The sequence below is a fragment of the Agrococcus sp. ProA11 genome, from assembly GCF_039880525.1.
Classification (GTDB): Bacteria; Actinomycetota; Actinomycetes; order Actinomycetales; family Microbacteriaceae; genus Agrococcus; species Agrococcus chionoecetis.
The window spans coordinates 2,009,018-2,027,179 of the sequence record NZ_CP156989.1; the positions used below are offsets into that span (position 1 = coordinate 2,009,018).

Below are 18,162 nucleotides of genomic sequence, written 5' to 3' on the forward strand. Positions count from 1 at the left end.
TTCGCGTTGCTGCTGCGTCGAGCGCGACTAGGCGATGCCGAGCGAACGCGCGATCACCAGCAGTTGCACCTCGTTCGTGCCCTCGCCGATCTCGAGGATCTTCGAGTCGCGGAAGTGGCGCGCGACCGGGTACTCGTTCATGAAGCCGTTGCCGCCGAAGATCTGCGTGGCGTCGCGCGCGTTGTCCATCGCAGCGTCGCTCGCGGTGAGCTTGGCGATCGCCGACTCGACCTTGAACGACTTGCCGGCGTCGCGCAGGCGAGCCGCGTGGTGCCACGCGAGGCGGGCGTTGTGCACGCGCAGCTGCATGCGCGCCAGCATGAACTGGATCGCCTGCCGGGTCGCGAGCGGCTCCCCGAACACCGTGCGCTGCTTGGAGTAGTCGACGGCCGCCTCGAGGCATCCCTCGGCGGCGCCGGTCGCGAGCGCCGCGATCGCGATGCGGCCCTCGTCGAGGATGTGCAGGAAGTTGCCGAATCCGCGACCGCGCTCGCCGACCAGGTTCGATGCCGGCACGCGCGCGTCCGAGAAGGTGAGCGGATGCGTGTCGGAGGCGTTCCAGCCGACCTTGTCGTATGCGGGCTCGACCGTGAAGCCGGGTGTGCCGTTGGGCACCAGGATGGTGGAGATCTCCTTCCGGCCATCCTTCTCGCCCGTCACGGCGGTGACCGTGACGAACTTCGTGATCGACGTGCCGGAGTTGGTGATGAACTGCTTGGAGCCGTTGATGACCCACTCGTCGCCGTCGAGGCGCGCGGTGGTGCGGGTGGCGCCGGCGTCGGAGCCGGCCTCGGGCTCGGTGAGGCCGAAGCCCGCGAGCGCCTCGCCCGCGAGCAGCGACGGCAGCAGCTCTGCCTTCTGCTCGTCGGTGCCGAAGCGGAAGATCGGCATCGCGCCGAGGCTCACCCCGGCCTCGAGCGTGATCGCGATCGACTGGTCGACACGCGCGAGCGCCTCGATCGCCAGGCAGAGCGCGAAGTAGTCGCCGCCCTGGCCGCCGTGCTCCTCCGGGAACGGAATCCCGAACAGGCCCATCTCGCCCATCTGCGCGACGACGTCCATCGGCAGCGTCTTCGTGCGGTCGGCCTCGTACGAGACCGGCGCCACGACCCGGTCCGCGAAGTCGCGCACCGCCTCGGCGAGCGCGAGCTCGTCATCGCTGAGCGCGTAGGTGTCCAGTTCCATCGTCATCACGTCTCCCGTTGTTCGTGGAAGCGCCGGTGGTGCGCGGAGCGGAGCCGGAGGGGTCTCGTCCGGCGGCACCCCACGCTGGGCGCTGGATCAAGCATGCCGCATGGTGCGACACCGCTCCGAATCTTCGCGCGAGATCCGCCATGGCATCGTCACCAGGTGCTCGCCTGAGCGGGCAGCGCGATGTAGCCGGAGGATTCGTGCGGGAGCGGCCACACGGGTGGATTATCCAGCCGCATGGGCTGAGCGGCAGGAATCCTCCGGGGTCTTCAGCGCGGACGGGGCCGACGCCTCGCCCAATCAGCGGCCCAGCCGCGCCCTCAGGTACTGCGGCGGCCAGACGGATGCGTCGGGCTGGCCGTCGAGCTCGGCCTCGGCCGCGAGCCCCCAGTGCGGGTTGCGCAGCCACGGCCGCCCCAGCATCACCGCGTCGGCGTCGCCGTCGGCGAGCACCTGCTCGGCGAGTGCGGGCGAGTCGATGAGGCCGACCGCGTTCACCTTCGCGCCGGTCGCCGCCCGCACGTCCCGCGCGAACGGCACCTGGTAGGCGGGCGCGGGCGTGATCTGCTGGCGCGCGTCGAGGCCGCCGGAGGAGAGGTCGAACCAGTCGGCGCCGGCGGCGAGCGCCACCCGCACGTGCTCGATCGTCATGGCGGTGTCGATGCCGCCCGGCACCCAGTCGCTCGCGCTCAGGCGCACCATCACGGCCGCATCCGGTGCCGCCGTGCGCACGGCCTCGACGACGCGGCGCAGCAGCGCGACGCGCAGCCCAGCCGCGTCGGCGCCCCACTCGTCGTCGCGCGTGTTCGACAGCGGCGAGAGGAACTGATGCAGCAGGTAGCCGTGGGCGGCATGCACCTCCACGGCGTCGAAGCCGGCGGCCACCGCGCGACGGGCCGCGGCGGCGAACTGCTCCGGCACGGCGGCGACCTCTGCCGAGGTCAGCGAGCGCGGCGGCGCGAACGAACCGAAGGCCTCCGTCGTGGGTCCCACGCTCTGCCAGCCGCCCGCATCCGTCGGCACCGAGCCGGAGCCCGACCACTGGCGGTAGGTGGAGGCCTTGCGGCCGGCGTGGGCGAGCTGCATCGCGGGCACGGCGCCGTGATCGCGGATGCGCGCCGCGATGGGCGCCCAGGCGTCGACCTGCGCATCGTTCCAGATGCCGGCGTCCTGCGGCGAGATGCGCCCCTCTGGCACGACGGCGGCGGCCTCGGTCATCACGAGTCCCGCTCCCCCGCGTGCGAAGGAGGCGAGGTGCTCGTGATGCCACGGGCCCGGCATGCCGTCCCGCTCCTCGCAGGAGTACTGGCACATGGGCGAGACCCAGACGCGGTTGCGCGCCCGAACGGGGCCGATCGCGACCGGCGAGAAGAGCAGACTCATGCGGCGGTCGAGCCTCCGGGCACCTCGAAGTTGAACACGCCCTCGTCGAAGCTGTTGTAGGCCGCGTAGTCGTTCAGCTCGTACAGCCGCGACCGCGTCTGCATGCGGTCGACGGCACCGTCGAGCGTGCCCGTCTCGGCCAGCACGCCCAGCTCGCGCTCGATGGCGCCCATCGCGATGCGCAGCAGCGACACCGGGTGGATGGCGATGTTGACGCCCACGTCCTGCAGCTGCTGGTGGGTGAAGAGCGCACTCTTGCCGAACTCGGTCATGTTGGCGAGGATCGGCACGTCCACGGCGGCGCGGATCGCCTCGAACTCCGACAGGTCCGCCATCGCCTCGGGGAAGATCGCGTCGGCACCCGCCGCCTCGAGGGCCTTCGCTCGGTCGACGGCGGCACCCAGGCCCTGCACGCCGCGGATGTCGGTGCGCGCCATGATCACCAGGTCGGGGTCGCGCCGGGCCTGCACAGCAGCGGCGATCCGCTGCGCGGCGAGCTCGGTCGAGACGACCTCCTTGCCGTCCAGGTGCCCGCATCGCTTGGGGTTGACCTGATCCTCGAGGTGGAGGCCCGCGACGCCGGCATCCTCGAGCTCATGCACGGCGCGGGCGACGTTCATCGCCTCGCCGAAGCCGGTGTCGGCGTCGATGAGCGTCGGCAGGTCGGTCATGCGCGAGATCTGCCGGCCGCGCTCCGCGACCTCCGACAGCGTGGTGAGCCCGATGTCGGGCAGCCCGAGCTCCGCCGCCATCACGGCACCGGAGATGTAGGCGCCCTCGAAGCCGAGCTGCTGGATGAGCGGCGCGGTGAGCGGCGTGAACGCACCCGGGAAGCGCTGGATGCTGCCGGAGGCGAGGCCCGCCCGCAGCGCCTTCCGCTTCTCGTTCGGCGTGACGCGCGACGACAGCACTAGAAGAGGCCCTGCGTGGTGCCGGCGTCGACCGTGCCCGCGGGCGCGAGCACGTTCAGCTGCCGCACCTCGTCGACCGTCAGCTCGGGCAGCCGTTCGACCAGGCCGAGGAAGCGCTCGATCTCCTCGTCGTCGATGATGCCCTGCGCGAGCGTGCGCAGCTTCTGCACGTACTCCGCGCGACCGAAGGGGCGCGCCCCGGCCGGGTGCGCATCCGCGACGAAGATCTCGTCCTCGACCGTCTCGCCGTCGGTGAGGGTGATGACGATGCGGCCGCCGAACGCCTTCTTGTCCGGGTCCGGGTCGTGGTAGCGCTCGGTCCAGACCGACTCCTCGACCGTGGTGATCTTGTTCCACAGCTCGACGGTGTCAGGACGCTGGGCCCGCTCGGGCGCGTACGAGTCCACGTGGTGCCAGCCGCCATCCTGCAGCGCCACCGCGACGATGTACGGGATCGAGTGGTCGAGGGTCTCGCGCGACGCCGTCGGGTCGTACTTCTGCGGGTCGTTCGCGCCGGAGCCGATCACGTAGTGCGTGTGGTGGCTCGTGTGCAGCACGATCGACTCGACCCGCTCGGGGTCGCGCAGCTCGGGCCGCTCGGCGCCGAGCTTGCGCGCCAGGTCGATCCAGGCCTGCGCCTGGTACTCGGCGGAGTGCTCCTTCGTGTACGTGTCGAGGATGCCGCGCTTGGGCTCCCCGGCCCTCGGCAGCGGCACCGAGTAGGAGCCCTCCCAGCCGTCCAGCAGCCAGGCGATGACGCCGTCCTCGCCCTCGTAGATGGGCACGGGGCTGGTCTGGCCGCGCATCGCACGGTCGACCGACTCGACGGCCATCTTGCCCGCGAAGGCGGGCGCGTGCGCCTTCCAGGTCGAGATCTCGCCCTTGCGCGACTGGCGGGTGGCGGTCGTCGTGTGCAGCGCCTGCCCGACGGCCTGGAAGATCGTCTCGGCCTCGAGGCCGAGCATGGTCCCGATGCCGGCGGCCGCCGACGGGCCGAGGTGGGCGACGTGGTCGATCTTGTGCTTGTGGAGCGAGATCGCGCGCACGAGGTCGACCTGGATCTCGTAGCCGGTCGCGAGCCCGCGCACCAGCGCGCGACCGTCGCAGCCGACGTGCTGGGCGACGGCGAGGATCGGCGGGATGTTGTCGGCCGGGTGGGAGTACTCGGCGGCCAGGAAGGTGTCGTGGTAGTCGAGCTCGCGCACGGCGACGCCGTTCGCCCAGGCCGCCCACTCGGGGCTCACCCGGTCGTCGACGCCGAAGACCGCGGCGCCGGGCTCGAAGGGGTGCCGCTGCGCCTGCTCGCGCGCCGAGACGACCGGCGCCCGGTTGAGGCTCGCGATGGCAACGGCGGCGTTGTCGATGATGCGGTTCCCGATCATCTCCGCGACCTCCGCCTCGACCTCGACCGGGTCGACGGCGACCTGTGCGATCTTCCACGCGAGCTGCTCGTCACGGGGTAGGTTCTCGGCGGACTTGCGGGCTCTGACATCGTGCTGCTGCATGGTGCCGAGCCTATCCGGCGAGCCTCAACGGACCCTGCTTCGCTCGTCGGGCTTCGCGGCCCGACCGCCTACGCCGCCTCGACGAGCTTCGCGAAGACGATCAGGTTGTTCGGGAAGTCAGGGTTGGTGCCGTCGAGGTTGTCGCAGGTGATCAGCCGCAGCTCCGCGTCGGACACCGGGTAGTAGACGGCGCGGGTCGGGAACGAGCTCTTCGGGAACGACTCGACCCTATAGATCTCGAAGACCGCGACCGATCCGTCTGCGCGGGTGACGCTGACCTCGTCACCGGCCTCGAGCGCTTCGAGGTTGTAGAAGACGCCGCTCTCGTCCGAGAGCGAGTTGACGTGGCCGAGCAGCACGCTCGCGCCGCGCTCGCCGGGGGTCGGCGAGCCCGTGTACCAGCTGGCCGGGGAGCCCTCCTCGTCCGGCGGCACCTCGAGCGCACGATCCTCGCGGATGCCGGTCTCGATGAGATCCGCGGTGCGATCGATCGCCGGGATGCTGACGCTCACGGGCGTCGATGCGGCCATCTCGAGGGTCGCCTGCTCGGACGCTGGCGCGGTCTCCGGTGCGGCGGACGGGGTGGGCCCTGGCGCGGCGGAGGTGACTGCCGGCGCCGTGGCCGCCATCGGCTCCGCATCGTTCGCGGCGCCACAGGCGGTGAGGGTGAACAGGAGGGCCGCCGCCCCCGCCGTGAGGCGGAGACGACGGCCCATTCCGTGATGCATCATCGATGCGATCCGTTACTCAGCTGTTCAGCTGTCGGTCGCGGTGCGGCGACGGCCGATGAAGTAGCCGGCAGCTGCGAGGGCAGCGAGGAGGCTGCCACCGAGCGCAACGGCGCCCATCTGCGACTCGGTCGCGCCGAAGCCCGCCGCGGTCACGACCCCGGTGTCAACGCCACCGGCCGGAGCCATGGCGAGCGCACCGCAGAGCGCCGGGGAGGTTGCCGCGAGCGGCAGCTCGGGAGCCAGGTCGCTCGGCTCCGTCGCACCCTCAGGCTGGGTCGCCGGGTCGAGACCGTGCACGACGACAACCGCCGTGCCGCCCTCGAGCGAGTCCATCGTGGCCTGGCTCAGCTGGAAGGTCTCCTCGTAGGTGATGGTGTCACCGGAGGGTGCAGCCATCAGGTCGAGCGCACCAGCGGGGGTCTTGTCGGCGTCGCCGACCGAGAGGGTCTGGCCGATCTCGCCATAGAACGGACCACCCTCGGTGGTGCTGATGATGCCGTCGCCGTTCTCGTCAGCGCTCATCGACGGGCAGGTGCCCTGTGCGCCGATGTGGATGTGCTGCACATGCGGGTAGGCGGAGCCGTCGAACTCGGCGGCCAGGCCCGTGGCGTTCACGGTCACGGTGGCCATGTCGCCTTCGACATCCATCCACACCTCGCCGGATGCGCCGCTGTTGTTGATCTCGTCGAGCATCGTCGAGTAGGACTCTGCGTGGTCTGCGGCCATCGCGGGCATGGCGCCCATGGTCACGAGGCCGAGCCCCAGCACGGGTGCAGCGAACAGGATTGACTTCTTCTTCATGGGAGAAACCTCTTCCGAAACAATCTCGGGCCCAAGAGTTTTGCGCCCTTCTGTGATGGTCTTCGGCACGCCGCTGCAGGCGGATTGGACGAGTTCGAGACTCTTCTCGCAAACCGTTCTCGTCCGGGCGACGAACCCCTCCCGATCGCAAGAGAACGGATGACTCCCATGGCTCGCATGACCTGGATCGGCACCATCGCCATCGCCGCGATGCTCGTGACCGGCTGCGCGGCCACGGCCGCGCCCGCAGAGGAGCCGACGCCCGCGGCATCCCACACGATGCCCGACGGCACCGTGATGGATGGCGCCGAGCACGGCGAGCACTCCTCCGACGAGACCCACACGATGCCGGACGGCACCGTGATGGACGGCGCCGAGCACGGCGAGCATGCCTCGAGCGACACCGAGCCATCCGAGGCTGCCGCGATGATCTGCGGCGGCCAGGTGGCGACCGCGGTCGAGGCGACCTTCCGTCTGGACAGTGCGGTCACGCCGTCGTCCGCCTGGGACGCGCCGATGTTCACCTGCACGTACGAGATCGAGGGCGCACCGCTGGAGCTCTCGGTGCACGACACGACCGACGTCGCGGCCGGCGAGGAGCACTACGGCGAGCTGCAGCGCACGCTCGACGCCGATGACATCGAGGGGCTCCTCGGCCTCGGCCTGCCGTCGTTCTCGAACGACGAGGGCATCGTGGCGTTCCTGCGCGACGGCAAGACGCTCGTCGTCGATGCGACGGCCCTGCCGAACGGATTCGCGGGCGACATGACGCAGGGCGAAGCGGCCTACGCGATCGCGACCGCGGTGCTGGGCTGCTGGGTCGAGCACGACTAGCGGCGCACCTAGGAGCGCTTGTCGACCACCCGCCGCAGGTAGTGGATGCGGTCGCGCAGCTGCTGCAGCGAGGCCTGCGGCACCGGCGGGCCTCCGCAGATGCGGCGTGCCTCGGCGTGCACGAGCGCGTGCGCCTCACCGCGCCGCTTCGCGACGATCGCAACCAGTGAGTTGAGCAGCTGCCGCTCCTCGCGCATGTTGCGGTAGAGCGGTTCGGGCGCCTCCTGGCTCGGCGGCCGGTCGCGGATGCGCGCGGCCTGGCGCGCATGGCGTCGCTTCAGCAGGTCGGAGACCTCCTCGGCGTCGAGCAGGCCGGGGATGCCGATGAAGTCGAGCTCCTCCTCGGTGGCGGGCTCGACCAGCTGGCCGAACTCGGCATCGCCGAACAGCACCCGGTCGAAGGTGGCGCTCGACTCGAGCGGCTCCCAGGTGAACGGCGCCGCCTCGCGGTCCTCGCGATCGCCCTGCTCGGCCGCCGCCATGAGGTCGTCGTCGAGCAGCTTGTCGTCCTCCTGCTCGCGGTCGAGCGCGTGGTCGCGCTGGCGCTCGAGCTCTGCGGCCAGCGACAGCAGCGGCGGCACCGACGGCAGGAAGACGGTGGCGACCTCGCCGCGCTTGCGGGAGCGCACGAAGCGGCCGATCACCTGCGCGAAGAACAGCGGCGTCGACGAGCTGGTGGCGTAGACGCCGACCGCGAGCCGCGGCACGTCGACGCCCTCCGAGACCATCCGCACCGCGACCATCCAGCGCTGCTGGCCGGTCGCGAAGGAGCCGATGCGATCCGAGGCGCCCGCATCGTCGGAGAGCACCACGGTCGGCTCCTGCCCCGTGATGGCGTGCAGCAGCTGCGCGTACTGCCTCGCCTGGGCCTGGTCGGTCGCGATCACGAGACCGCCGGCATCCGGCACCGTCTGCCGCACGTGCGTCAGCCGCACGTCGGCCGAGCGCAGCACCTGCTGGATCCACTCGCCGCCCGGATCGAGCGCGGTGCGCCAGGCCCCGTTGGTGATGTCCTTCGTGTCGCCGTGGCCGAGCGTGGCCTTCATCTCGTCGCCCATCGACGTGCGCCACTGCATGGTGCCGGCGTAGGCCATGAACAGCACCGGGCGCACGACCGAGTCGCGCAGCGCCGCGTCGTAGCCGTAGGCATAGTCGGTGCGGGAGGTGCGGATGCCGCGCTCGTCGCGCACGTACTCGACGAACGGGATGGGGGCCGTGTCGCTGCGGAACGGCGTGCCCGTGAGCGAAAGGCGGCGGGTCGCCGGGCCGAAAGCCTCCAGCACCGCCTCGCCCCAGCTGAGCGCATCGCCGGCGTGGTGCACCTCATCGAGGATGACGAGGCTGGGTGCTGAGCGGGTGATGCGCTCGTGCACCGCGGCGCGAGCGGCGACCTGCGCGTAGGTCACGACCACGCCGTGGAACTGCCGCGGGTAGTCGCCGTCGCTGTTGGAGAAGTCGGGGTCGAGGCGGATGCCCGCCTTGTGCGCGGCATCCGCCCACTGCTGCTTCAGGTGCTCGGTGGGGGCGACGACCGTGATGCGGTGCACGGCGCCGCGACGCAGCAGCTCGGAGGCGAGGCGGAGGGCGAAGGTGGTCTTGCCGGCTCCGGGCGTCGCCGCCGCCAGGAAGTCGCGCGGCTCGGTCTGGAAGTACTGCTCGAGCGCCTCCTGCTGCCAGGCGCGCAGCGGCTGCACGGTGCCCCAGGCGGCGCGCTCCGGGTAGGCGGGCGGCAGGTGGTCGGCCGCCCAGGAGCCGAAGCCCGGGTGACCTGCGGCCTCGCCGTGTGCGGGGTTGCCGGAGCCCGAGAGCCCGGAGGCATACGGCTGCGCGGTCTGACTGGTCACTCGCTCCATCGTAGGCGCGAGCGCCCACTCGCCGCCCCCTCGCGTGTCGGCCAAGTGCGCCCTACCAACGGCTTCGCGACGGCGGTACCGTGAGCCCACGCCCGCAGCAGACGAGTCCTCGAGCCGCACCGCGTGCCGCGCTCGACGACCGCATCGACAGATCGGATCGAGCCATGGCCTACGGCATCACCGCCACCATCCCCCTCCCCTATGCCGAGACCGTGTCGGCCGTGCGAGCCGCCCTGCAGGCCGAGGGCTTCGGCGTGCTCACCGAGATCGACATGGCGGCGACGCTGAAGGCAAAGCTCGACATCGACGTGGCTCCGCAGCTGATCCTGGGCGCCTGCAACCCGCCGCTCGCCCACCGGGCGCTCGAGGCGGAGGAGTCGATCGGCCTGCTGCTGCCCTGCAACGTCACGGTGCGGGCCGCTGACGGGGGCACGTCGATCGTCGAGGCGCTCGATCCGGATCTCATGGTGAGCGTGACCGAGAACGAGGCGCTGCGACCGATCGCCAGCGAGGCCGCGGAGCGCCTGCGGGCCGCGCTGCGCTCGTTGGAGCAATAGGGGCCCCGATGTTCGACGGCCACTGGATGGGCATGCACTGGGGCTGGGTCTGGGTCGTCGTCGTCATCTCGCTCATCGTGATCGGCGCGCTCGTCGCACTCGTGCTGCGCGCAACCGGGACCATGGATCGTCGGCGCTCCGTCGGCGTCGATCCCGAGATCGGGCTCCGCGCCCGCGCGATCCTCGATGAGCGCTACGCCCGGGGCGAGATCGACAGCGCCGACTACCAGGAACGGGTCGAGCGGCTGCGGCGCGAGCGCTGACCTCGTCGAGCCCCCGGAGGCTTTCGCGTCTAGGCTGACCGCATGCATTACCTCCTCGGTCTCGCTGCGCTGGTCATCGGCGCCATCATCGCGACTCGCCGCACGCGGCCGACCTGGTTCGTCGTCACCACGAGCGTGCTGGTCGGCGTCGGTGCGCTGCTGGCGGTGCTCAGCTACATGCGCGTCACCGACCCGCTGGGGCTGGTGGCGAACAGCGTGCTCGGCTGGGTGTTCGTCGGCGTCGCGATCATGACGATGCTCAGCTCGATCTTCGTGCTGGAGCGACGCGGCGAGTTCGGCGAGGAGCTGCCGCCGCTGATCGGCGACAACCCGTTCGACGGCGACACCGACGACTCCGACGACCCGGCACCCGGCATGGCACCCGGCGGGGATTCCGCCGCATCGACCGGGGCTGGCGTCGACGCGGTCTGGGAGGCGCGCGCCGAGGCCGCGGCAAGCACATCCGTCACGGGAGCGGCAGCGGTGGTCGGCGTCGCCGGTGCTGCCGCCGCCGGCTCGCCCGCCCACGCGGGTGTCGGTGCCTCGGGCACGGAGGCTCTTGCGCAGGAGTCAGCCGGCGAGCACACCGTGCCCGATCGCGGCGAGGCCGACGACGAGGGCAGTGCGGCAGATCACCATGGCAACGCCGACAGCAGCGCTGCGGCATCACCGAGGGAGGAACCGATGACCACGAACGACCACGAGCAGCGCCCTGGCGGCGCGCAGCCCGGCGACGACGGCAGCCTGCCCGGCAACCCCGCGATGGAGGCGGGGCTGCGCGCATCGCTCGGCGCCGGCGGCGGCGATCCGGGCGCCCACACCGATGAGCGTCCCGCCGAGCGCGCGGATGCTGCGGGCGCGGCAAGCGACGCGGGCCCGACCGACGACGAGGCCTCCCGTTGAGCGGCGCGGAGGCGGCCGCCGAGCGTCCCGGACCGAGCGAGGCCGCGGATGACGGCACCACGGTGATCGGCGCAGACCCCGATCTCGCCACGCCGCCGGCGGAGACCGACGTCGAGGCGGCCCCGTCGGGCGACGTCACGCACAGCGGCGACGCCCCGCACGACGACCACGAGGGCTCCGAGCGTCACTGACGCATCCGCCCTCGAACGACGAGACGCCCGCCGATCACTCGGCGGGCGTCTCGCGTTGGCGGGTGAGGCTCAGGCCTTGTCCTCGCCCTTCGTATCGATCTCCTCGGCGAAGGCCGGCGGCTCGTCGCGGCCGGCCTCCTCGTCAGCCTCGGCGTCGGCGGCGGTGGGCTGGACGATGCCCTTCGCGTGGTGCGTCGGGGCGTAGACGGTGTAGAGGCGCAGCGGCTCGTCGCCGGTGTTGATGACGTCGTGCCAGCTGCCAGCGGGCACCTGGATGCTCCAGCCATCGCCGACCGCGTGCTCGAAGACCAGATCGTCCTTCGACGGTCCCATGACGACGCGGCCCTCGCCGGCGTCGATGCGCAGGAACTGGTCGGTGCCGTAGTGCACCTCGAGGCCGATCGAGCTGCCGGGCTCGATCGACATGAGCACCACCTGCAGGTGCTCGCCGCTCCAGGCGACCGTGCGGTAGTTGGTGTTCTCGCGCGTGGCGGTCTCGATGTCGAACGCGTTGCGCTGGGGGCCGTTGTCGATGATGTCCATGGGCGTCATCCTGCCGCGCGGCCCTGAGAACCGCCAGGGTGCGGGTGCTGGATCAGGCGTCGGCCGCCGGGTGCTCGGGCGAGCGGGGTCGCGGTCGCGTCAGGCTGGGGTTTCGGTCGCCGGTGCCGCGTCGTAGGTCACCCAGCGGGTCTTCGTCGCGACGCCGTCGTAGAGCCGCTGCGCCGTGACGTTGTCATCGGCGGTGATCCACCGCACCACCGTCGCGCCCTCTGCCGCGGCGATCTCCTGCAAGCGCACGACCAGTGCGTGGCCGACGCCCAGACCGCGCGCGGACTCGGCTGCGAACAGGTCGTCGAGGTAGATGCCAGTCTCCCCCGCCAGGGGTCGCGCGAAGCGGCGCCAATGCGCGAACCCGACGAGCGCGCCGTCGCGCTCTGCCACCAGGGCCTCGCTCTCGTGCGACGGATCGAGGAGCCAACCCCACACGCGCTCGGCGATCGCCGGGTCGTGCGCCTGCTCGTAGAAGGTGCGGTAGCCGTGGAAGAGCTCCTCCCACCGCTGCCGATCGCCCGCCGCCACTGCACGCACCCTGATCTCCGCCATGCGCCCACGCTAACCGCTGCGCGCGCCCCGTGGCCTCGCGGACCCCTTCCGCCGAAGTCGACCCGGTGGACCGGGTCCTGGAAGGTCGAGCGGGTCGACGAACGCGCGTCACGCCGCTCGGCGCAGCGCAGGCAGCGGTGGCCGCAGGCGCGGAATCCGGTATGCCGTCAGGATGCGGTCAAGGCCGACAGGGCGCAGCACATCGGCCCAGACCCAGTGGGCGGGGTCGCCGGTGAAGAGCAGATCGTCGTCGCGCGCCTTCTCACGCGCGAGCGCTTGCACGCCCGAGCGACCCGCCTCGTTCGCAAGCGCGCCGTACTTCTGCAGCCCGTCGAACTCGCCATAGACCGGGCGGCGATCCGCGAGGCGCCATCGCATGTCGACGCGATGCTCCTCGCCGCTGCTGCCCCGCACCCACTGCTGCAGCTCGGGCGCAGCGAAGCCCAGCTGAAAGATCCGCACTCGGCTCCAGGACTCCCCCACCGACTCGGATGCACCATCGGCGAAGGCGACCGCCCACTCCGCGGCCGCGCGGCCGCGCGTGCTCTGGCGACCCAGCGCTTCCAGCACCATCGGCTTCGTCACGGTGCGGTGATGCAGCGCGTGATCGAGCGCCGAGACTGCGGTAAGCGGATCTCGCCGCCGGGCGACATCCGCCAATGCGTACGCGGGCGAGCACACGATCAGGCCGCTGACGACCTGCACGTCACCGGGGCCGAGTGCAGCGGGCGCGTGCACGATCCCTGCTTTCCGCCCGGCCGTCCTGGCGTCGCCGGTCGTGTAGACGTCTGCGGGCACGAGGCCGAACGGGATGTCGTGGATCGCGAGCGCAGACTCCCTCGCGAAGATCGGCCGCGATCGCGCCGCATCGACGGCGCGCATGCGCACGAGGTAGCGCGCGGTCTCGTCGAGCGCCTCCCATCCCTCCTGCTCGGCGTAGACCCCGCGGCGGAGGCGCGAGAGGGCGGCGTCCCGCGACGGCCGAGTCCCCGGCTGCGCCGCTGCGAGGTCGCGGGCCCGACGGATGGGGAGAGATTCGCTGGCGCGCATGGTGCACGGTGGCATGGTGCGCACGACTGGTGAGCGTTCGGATCGCGCGCCTGTGGATGCGCGAGGCTCGGTCGCGTCGTTCGCGCGAGCGCATCGCGTGCAGCCGTTCGCTCGTCGACCCCTTTCGCCTGCGGCGACCCGGCGCACCGGGTCGGGCTTGGTGCGCGGGGTCCGGGAAGCGGTGCGCATCGGCGGAAGCGGGGATGCGGATGCGGATGCCGGATGCGGGCTGCGGGCTGCGGATGCGGATGCGGATGCGGGATACGCGGATGCGGATGCGGGCCGCGGGACGCGGGCAGGTGGCTGCCGGGCAGGTGCGAGAGAATGGCGGGATGCGCATCGAGTACCCGGCCGAGCTTCCGGTCAGCGAGGCGCGCGAGACGATCATGGCGGCGATCCGCGACCATCAGGTGGTGATCGTCGCGGGCGCCACCGGCTCCGGCAAGACGACCCAGCTGCCGAAGATGCTGCTCGAGCTCGGCCGCACGAGCATCGGCCACACGCAGCCGCGCAGGCTCGCCGCCCGCACCATCGCGGAGCGGCTCGCCGAGGAGCTCGCGGTCGAGATGGGCAGCGAGGTCGGCTACAAGGTGCGCTTCACCGACCAGGTGAGCGCATCCACGCGCATCAAGGTGATGACCGACGGCATCCTGCTCGCCGAGATGCATCGCGACCGCGATCTCAAGGGCTACGACACCATCATCATCGACGAGGCCCACGAGCGCAGCCTCACGATCGACTTCCTCATCGGCTACCTCAAGCGGCTGCTCCCCCGCCGCCCCGACCTGAAGGTGATCGTCACGAGCGCGACGATCGATCCGGAGTCGTTCAGCCGGCACTTCGACGACGCCCCGATCATCGAGGTCTCCGGGCGCACGTTCCCGGTCGACATCCGCTACCGCCCGCTGGTGGGCGAGGAGATGGATGCGGATGACGACGGCGAAGCGGACGAGCCGGCGGTCGACCTCGACCCGATCGACGGCATCGAGGCGGCGCTCGCCGAGATCGCGCGCGACGACGCGGGCGACGTGCTGGTCTTCCTGCCGAGCGAGGCCGACATCCGCGACGCCCAGGGCGCGCTCGAGGGGAGGCTGGGCCAGACCACCGAGATCCTGCCGCTCTACGGCCGGCTGAGCGCGGCCGATCAGCACCGGGTCTTCGAGAAGACGAATCGGGCCGGCATCCGTCGCCGCGTCGTGCTCGCCACGAACGTGGCGGAGACGAGCCTGACGGTGCCGGGCGTCCGGCACGTGATCGACACCGGCACCGCGCGCATCTCGCGCTACTCGGCGCGATCGAAGGTGCAGCGCCTGCCGATCGAGGCGATCAGCCAGGCGAGCGCCAACCAGCGCGCCGGGCGTGCGGGGCGTGTGGCGCCGGGCATCGCGATCCGCCTCTACAGCGAGGCCGACTTCGACAAACGGCCAGCATTCACCGACCCCGAGATCCTGCGCACGAACCTCGCGGCCGTCATCCTGCAGGCCGCGAGCCTGGGGCTCGGCCCGCTCGCGGAGTTCCCGTTCCTGCAGCCGCCGGCCGCTCGCGACATCAAGGACGGCAACGACCTGCTGCTCGAGCTCGGCGCCATCAGCAAGGCGGGCACGATCACGAAGATCGGGCGCGAACTCGCGCGGCTGCCCGTCGACCCTCGGTTCGGTCGGATGGCCGTGGCCGGTCGCGACGCCGGCGTCGCCCACGAGGTGATCGCGATCGTCGCGGGGCTCACCATCCAGGATCCTCGCGAGCGCCCGCTCGAGCGGCGCGAGGAGGCGGATCGGATGCACGCCCGCTTCACCGATCCGACCAGCGACTTCATCACGCTGCTGGCGCTGTGGCGCTATCTGCAGGAACAGCAGGCGGCGCTGTCGGGCAATCAGTTCAGGAAGCTCTGCAAGGCGGAGCACCTCAGCTTCCTGCGGGTGCGCGAGTGGCAGGACGTGGTGCGGCAGCTCACGAAGGCGCTGGGCATGAAGCGAGCCCCGCAGCGCCCCGGCCCGTCGGTCGAGGAGCGATCGGCCGGAGGCCGGTCGCGTCACGAGACCAGAGGCGCCAACCGGTCTCGTGACGCATCGCCGCTCCGCGCCGACGCTCCTCGACCTGCGGAAGGCGCAGGCTCGCTCGCGACATCCGTCGACGCCGTCGCCGTGCACAAGGCGCTGCTCGCAGGGCTCCTCGGGCGCATCGGCACCATCGACGAGACCAGCAAGCCGCAGCAGCCCCGCCCGGGCGAGAGCAAGCGGCGCATGCGGCAGCGCGCCGAGTACCTCGGGGCCCGCGGCGCGCGCTTCCAGATCTTCCCCGGCTCCGGCCTCGCGAAGCAGCCGCCCCGCGCCGTCATGGCGGCCGAGCTCGTCGAGACGAGCAGGCTGTTCGCGCGCAACGTCGCGGCCATCGATCTCGCCTGGGCCGAGCCGCTCGCGGGCGACCTCGTCAAGCGCCAGGTCTCCGAGCCGCATTGGGAGCGCAAGCAGGGCGCCGTCGTCGCCTACGAGAAGCTCACGCTCTTCGGCGTCACGATCGTCGAGCGCCGCCGCATCCAGTACGCGCGCATCGACGCCGAGCACGCCCGCGAGCTCTTCATCCGGCACGCGCTCGTCGAGGGGGAATGGGATTCCCCGCAGGACTTCGACCGCAAGAACCGCGAGCTGCGGCGCGAGATCGAGCGGCTCGAGGAGCGGCAGCGACGCCGCGACCTGCTGGTCGGCGACGAGGCCGTGTTCGACTTCTTCGACGCGCGCATCCCCGCCGATGTCGCATCCACGCGCAGCTTCGAGGGCTGGTGGCGCACGGCGCGCGAGCAGACGCCCGCGCTGCTGACGATGACGCGAGCGGATCTCACCGGCGAGGAGCTCCGCGTCGACCAGGAGCAGTTCCCCACCACGTGGCAGCAGGGTGAGCAGCGCCTCCGGCTCAGCTACCGCTTCGAGCCCGGCACCGCCGACGACGGCCTCACCGTGCACGTGCCGCTCGCGGTGCTGCCGCGGCTCAGCGAGGCCGGGTTCGACTGGCTCGTGCCCGGCATGCGCGAAGAGCTCCTGACGGCGATGATCAAGAGCCTGCCGAAGCACATCCGCAAACACGTCGTGCCCGCGGCCGACTGGGCGCGCAGCATGCTCGCCGAGCTGCCGGCGCAGCCCGGGCACGGCGACGGCGCCGCGACCACCGGACCGGGCTCCGCCCGCTCTCTCGCCGAGGTGCTGGCGACCCGCATCAGCCGTGTCGCCTTCGTGCAGGCGGTCGCCGACGACGTCGACTGGGGACGCATCCCCGACCACCTGAAGCCGACCTTCGCGGTGGAGGATGCGCGCGGCAGGCGCCTCGGCCAGGGCAAGGAACTCGAGGCGCTCAAGCGCCGCTTCGCCGGGCAGGCGCGCACGCAGGTGGCGAAGGTCGCCGTGAAGGTGACGAGCGATCTGGAGCGCGACGAGGTGGCCGGCTTCGTCGAGGATCTGCCGGCGCACATCGATGTGAAGCAGGGCGGCAACACGGTGCGCGCCTACCCCGGGTATGCGATCACGGGCAAGGGCACGGTGGGCGTGCGGCTGGCCAGCACGAGCGAGGCGCAGCAGCGCGATCAGCGGGCGGCGGTGCGGCAGCTGCTGCTGCGCCAGGTGCCGAGCCCGGCGCCATACGTGCAGTCGAACCTCACCGGTGCCGAGAAGCTGGCGCTGGGAGCGAGCCCCTACGCCTCGACCGACCGGCTCTTCGACGACCTGATGCTCGCGATCATCGACGCCGAGCTGGGCCCGTTGCCGCCAGCCACCACGCAGGAGTTCGAGGCGCTGCGCGCGAAGGTCGCCGACGGGCTCGTCGACCGCATGTTCGCCCTCGCGAGCCAGGTGGCGCGCATCCTGACGTCGGCGCGCACCGCCGATCGGGCGATCCGTGAAGGGGCGAGCCTCGCCCACATGGCGGCGCTGACCGACGCCCGCGCCAACCTCGACCAGCTGATCTTCGACGGCTTCGTCAGCCGCACCGGCCTCGACCGCCTGACGCGGCTCGAGGTCTACGTGCGGGCGATCGAGCACCGCGTGAAGCGCCTGCCAGAGACCGCCAACCGCGACCGCACCTGGATGACCGAGGTCGAGCAGGCGACCGCCCTCTTCGCCGCCGCCGGCGGCACGCTGCCGCTCGCGCCGGAGGTGGCGGATGCCGTGCCCGGCTCCGAGGCGGCCGCGAAGGCCGAGCGGCTGGTCACCGCCCGCTGGCTGCTGGAGGAGCTGCGCGTGAGCCTGTTCGCGCAGCAGCTCGGCACCGCCGGCCCCGTCTCGTCGCAGCGCATCCGCAAGGCCCTCGCGGCCTAGCGCGCCCCCGCCGGTCGAGGAGCGTGCGGCGCAGCCGCGCGCGTCACGAGACCACCCGGCCACCGGTCTCGTGACGGCGCCGGGCTCCGCCCGCCACCTCCTCGACCTACGACAGCGCCACCGGTCTCGTGACGGCGCCGGGCTCCGCCCGCCGCCTCCTCGACCTACGAACGTGCCGGTCCAATACCCTGGAGCACGATGGACGACAACCGCTACGGCCCCACGTTCCAGCGCAACGCGTTCGCCCCCGGCCTCCTCGCCGCGTTCGCGCTCGTCGCCGCGCAGCTCTGGCTCGCGGGCGCCTGGGATGAGGTGCTGCGCTACGTGATCGCGATCCTCGCACTCATCGTCGTCTGGTTCGCCGTGCAGGCGAAGCAGTGGTGGTGGGTGCCGGTCTTCGTGGTCATCGCCGTGATCTGGAACCCGGTCCTCCCCTTCACCTGGGAGGGCGCCACGCTCACCGCCGTCTGGTTCTGGGGCCACCTGGTCGCCGCGGCACTGTTCGTGGTCGCGGGCCTCTCGATCAAGACGCCGCGCGCCGACTGACCCTTCGACGGCGCCACGGGGCGCCGCCCCCG

The 18,162-nt window shown here is 71.7% G+C and carries 17 protein-coding genes; 7 read left to right on the forward strand and 10 right to left on the reverse strand.

The annotated features are described in order from the left end of the window. Window positions 1-27 precede the first annotated feature (27 nt). The 6 genes from ABG090_RS09655 to ABG090_RS09680 all read right to left on the reverse strand — a co-directional run bounded on the left by ABG090_RS09655 (window position 28) and on the right by ABG090_RS09680 (window position 6,522). Entirely contained in the window at window positions 28-1,191 is a 1,164-nt protein-coding gene (locus ABG090_RS09655; protein WP_347754269.1) for an acyl-CoA dehydrogenase family protein, read from the reverse strand. A gap of 300 nt (window positions 1,192-1,491) precedes the next feature. Next, window positions 1,492-2,574, reverse strand: coding sequence for an NADH:flavin oxidoreductase/NADH oxidase (locus ABG090_RS09660; protein ID WP_347754270.1), 1,083 nt, complete (start codon window positions 2,572-2,574; stop codon window positions 1,492-1,494). Next, entirely contained in the window at window positions 2,571-3,485 is a 915-nt protein-coding gene (gene prpB, locus ABG090_RS09665) for a methylisocitrate lyase (protein ID WP_347754271.1), read from the reverse strand. Before prpB ends, ABG090_RS09660 begins: the two co-directional genes overlap by 4 nt. Beyond that, complete coding sequence (locus tag ABG090_RS09670; RefSeq protein WP_347754272.1) at window positions 3,485-4,990, reverse strand: MmgE/PrpD family protein; 1,506 nt, start codon at window positions 4,988-4,990, stop codon at window positions 3,485-3,487. The genes prpB and ABG090_RS09670 overlap by 1 nt, the downstream gene beginning before the upstream one ends. 68 nt (window positions 4,991-5,058) lie before the next feature. Next, a complete protein-coding gene (locus tag ABG090_RS09675) occupies window positions 5,059-5,721 on the reverse strand; it encodes a sortase (protein WP_347754273.1) in 663 nt (220 codons plus the stop codon). 24 nt (window positions 5,722-5,745) lie between these two features. Continuing rightward, complete coding sequence (locus tag ABG090_RS09680) at window positions 5,746-6,522, reverse strand: hypothetical protein (RefSeq protein ID WP_347754274.1); 777 nt, start codon at window positions 6,520-6,522, stop codon at window positions 5,746-5,748. A 168-nt stretch (window positions 6,523-6,690) separates the two neighbouring features. Between ABG090_RS09680 and ABG090_RS09685 the strand changes: the two genes are divergently transcribed. Beyond that, a complete protein-coding gene (locus tag ABG090_RS09685; protein WP_347754275.1) occupies window positions 6,691-7,356 on the forward strand; it encodes a hypothetical protein in 666 nt (221 codons plus the stop codon). Between the two features lie 8 nt (window positions 7,357-7,364). On the opposite strand, the gene ABG090_RS09690 is transcribed toward ABG090_RS09685, so the two are convergent. Beyond that, window positions 7,365-9,089, reverse strand: a complete 1,725-nt coding sequence (locus ABG090_RS09690; protein ID WP_347757586.1) for a DEAD/DEAH box helicase — start codon at window positions 9,087-9,089, stop codon at window positions 7,365-7,367. A 284-nt stretch (window positions 9,090-9,373) separates the two neighbouring features. On the opposite strand from ABG090_RS09690, the gene ABG090_RS09695 reads away from it, so the two are divergent. The 4 genes from ABG090_RS09695 to ABG090_RS09710 are packed head-to-tail and all read left to right on the forward strand — an operon-like array spanning window position 9,374 to window position 11,123. Then, the gene (locus ABG090_RS09695; protein ID WP_347754276.1) at window positions 9,374-9,766 is read left to right on the forward strand and encodes a DUF302 domain-containing protein; all 393 of its coding nucleotides are present in this window, start codon (window positions 9,374-9,376) and stop codon (window positions 9,764-9,766) included. Window positions 9,767-9,774: 8 nt separating this feature from the next. Continuing rightward, entirely contained in the window at window positions 9,775-10,029 is a 255-nt protein-coding gene (locus ABG090_RS09700) for an SHOCT domain-containing protein (RefSeq protein WP_347754277.1), read from the forward strand. A gap of 42 nt (window positions 10,030-10,071) precedes the next feature. Continuing rightward, on the forward strand, window positions 10,072-10,932 hold the full coding sequence (locus ABG090_RS09705; RefSeq protein WP_347754278.1) for a hypothetical protein: 861 nt from the start codon (window positions 10,072-10,074) through the stop codon (window positions 10,930-10,932). Then, on the forward strand, window positions 10,929-11,123 hold the full coding sequence (locus ABG090_RS09710; protein WP_347754279.1) for a hypothetical protein: 195 nt from the start codon (window positions 10,929-10,931) through the stop codon (window positions 11,121-11,123). Before ABG090_RS09705 ends, ABG090_RS09710 begins: the two co-directional genes overlap by 4 nt. A gap of 69 nt (window positions 11,124-11,192) precedes the next feature. Here the strand turns inward: ABG090_RS09710 and ABG090_RS09715 are convergent, their stop codons facing one another. From ABG090_RS09715 to ABG090_RS09725, 3 genes are all read right to left on the reverse strand, one after another. Then, complete coding sequence (locus ABG090_RS09715; RefSeq protein WP_347754280.1) at window positions 11,193-11,666, reverse strand: cupin domain-containing protein; 474 nt, start codon at window positions 11,664-11,666, stop codon at window positions 11,193-11,195. 99 nt (window positions 11,667-11,765) lie between these two features. Next, window positions 11,766-12,230, reverse strand: coding sequence for a GNAT family N-acetyltransferase (locus ABG090_RS09720; protein WP_347754281.1), 465 nt, complete (start codon window positions 12,228-12,230; stop codon window positions 11,766-11,768). Window positions 12,231-12,338: 108 nt separating this feature from the next. Beyond that, window positions 12,339-13,280, reverse strand: a complete 942-nt coding sequence (locus tag ABG090_RS09725; RefSeq protein ID WP_347754282.1) for a hypothetical protein — start codon at window positions 13,278-13,280, stop codon at window positions 12,339-12,341. 332 nt (window positions 13,281-13,612) lie between these two features. Here ABG090_RS09725 and hrpA point away from each other — a divergent pair, with 332 nt between their 5' ends. After that, window positions 13,613-17,584, forward strand: coding sequence for an ATP-dependent RNA helicase HrpA (gene hrpA, locus ABG090_RS09730; RefSeq protein ID WP_347754283.1), 3,972 nt, complete (start codon window positions 13,613-13,615; stop codon window positions 17,582-17,584). A gap of 198 nt (window positions 17,585-17,782) precedes the next feature. Continuing rightward, window positions 17,783-18,130 (forward strand): DUF6804 family protein, encoded by a 348-nt coding sequence (locus tag ABG090_RS09735; RefSeq protein WP_347754284.1) that lies wholly within the window; start codon window positions 17,783-17,785, stop codon window positions 18,128-18,130. Window positions 18,131-18,162: the final 32 nt, after the last annotated feature.

What these genes read in the sequence shown, in the direction of transcription:
- ABG090_RS09660 (WP_347754270.1), bottom strand. Translation starts at nt 2,574, where the DNA reads ATGAGTCTGCTCTTCTCGCCGGTCGCGATCGGCCCCGTTCGGGCGCGC.
- ABG090_RS09695 (WP_347754276.1), top strand. Translation starts at nt 9,374, where the DNA reads ATGGCCTACGGCATCACCGCCACCATCCCCCTCCCCTATGCCGAGACC.
- ABG090_RS09670 (WP_347754272.1), bottom strand. Translation starts at nt 4,990, where the DNA reads ATGCAGCAGCACGATGTCAGAGCCCGCAAGTCCGCCGAGAACCTACCC.
- ABG090_RS09675 (WP_347754273.1), bottom strand. Translation starts at nt 5,721, where the DNA reads ATGATGCATCACGGAATGGGCCGTCGTCTCCGCCTCACGGCGGGGGCG.
- ABG090_RS09700 (WP_347754277.1), top strand. Translation starts at nt 9,775, where the DNA reads ATGTTCGACGGCCACTGGATGGGCATGCACTGGGGCTGGGTCTGGGTC.
- ABG090_RS09705 (WP_347754278.1), top strand. Translation starts at nt 10,072, where the DNA reads ATGCATTACCTCCTCGGTCTCGCTGCGCTGGTCATCGGCGCCATCATC.
- ABG090_RS09685 (WP_347754275.1), top strand. Translation starts at nt 6,691, where the DNA reads ATGGCTCGCATGACCTGGATCGGCACCATCGCCATCGCCGCGATGCTC.
- ABG090_RS09680 (WP_347754274.1), bottom strand. Translation starts at nt 6,522, where the DNA reads ATGAAGAAGAAGTCAATCCTGTTCGCTGCACCCGTGCTGGGGCTCGGC.
- ABG090_RS09715 (WP_347754280.1), bottom strand. Translation starts at nt 11,666, where the DNA reads ATGGACATCATCGACAACGGCCCCCAGCGCAACGCGTTCGACATCGAG.
- ABG090_RS09735 (WP_347754284.1), top strand. Translation starts at nt 17,783, where the DNA reads ATGGACGACAACCGCTACGGCCCCACGTTCCAGCGCAACGCGTTCGCC.
- ABG090_RS09725 (WP_347754282.1), bottom strand. Translation starts at nt 13,280, where the DNA reads ATGCGCGCCAGCGAATCTCTCCCCATCCGTCGGGCCCGCGACCTCGCA.
- hrpA (WP_347754283.1), top strand. Translation starts at nt 13,613, where the DNA reads ATGCGCATCGAGTACCCGGCCGAGCTTCCGGTCAGCGAGGCGCGCGAG.
- ABG090_RS09655 (WP_347754269.1), bottom strand. Translation starts at nt 1,191, where the DNA reads ATGACGATGGAACTGGACACCTACGCGCTCAGCGATGACGAGCTCGCG.
- ABG090_RS09720 (WP_347754281.1), bottom strand. Translation starts at nt 12,230, where the DNA reads ATGGCGGAGATCAGGGTGCGTGCAGTGGCGGCGGGCGATCGGCAGCGG.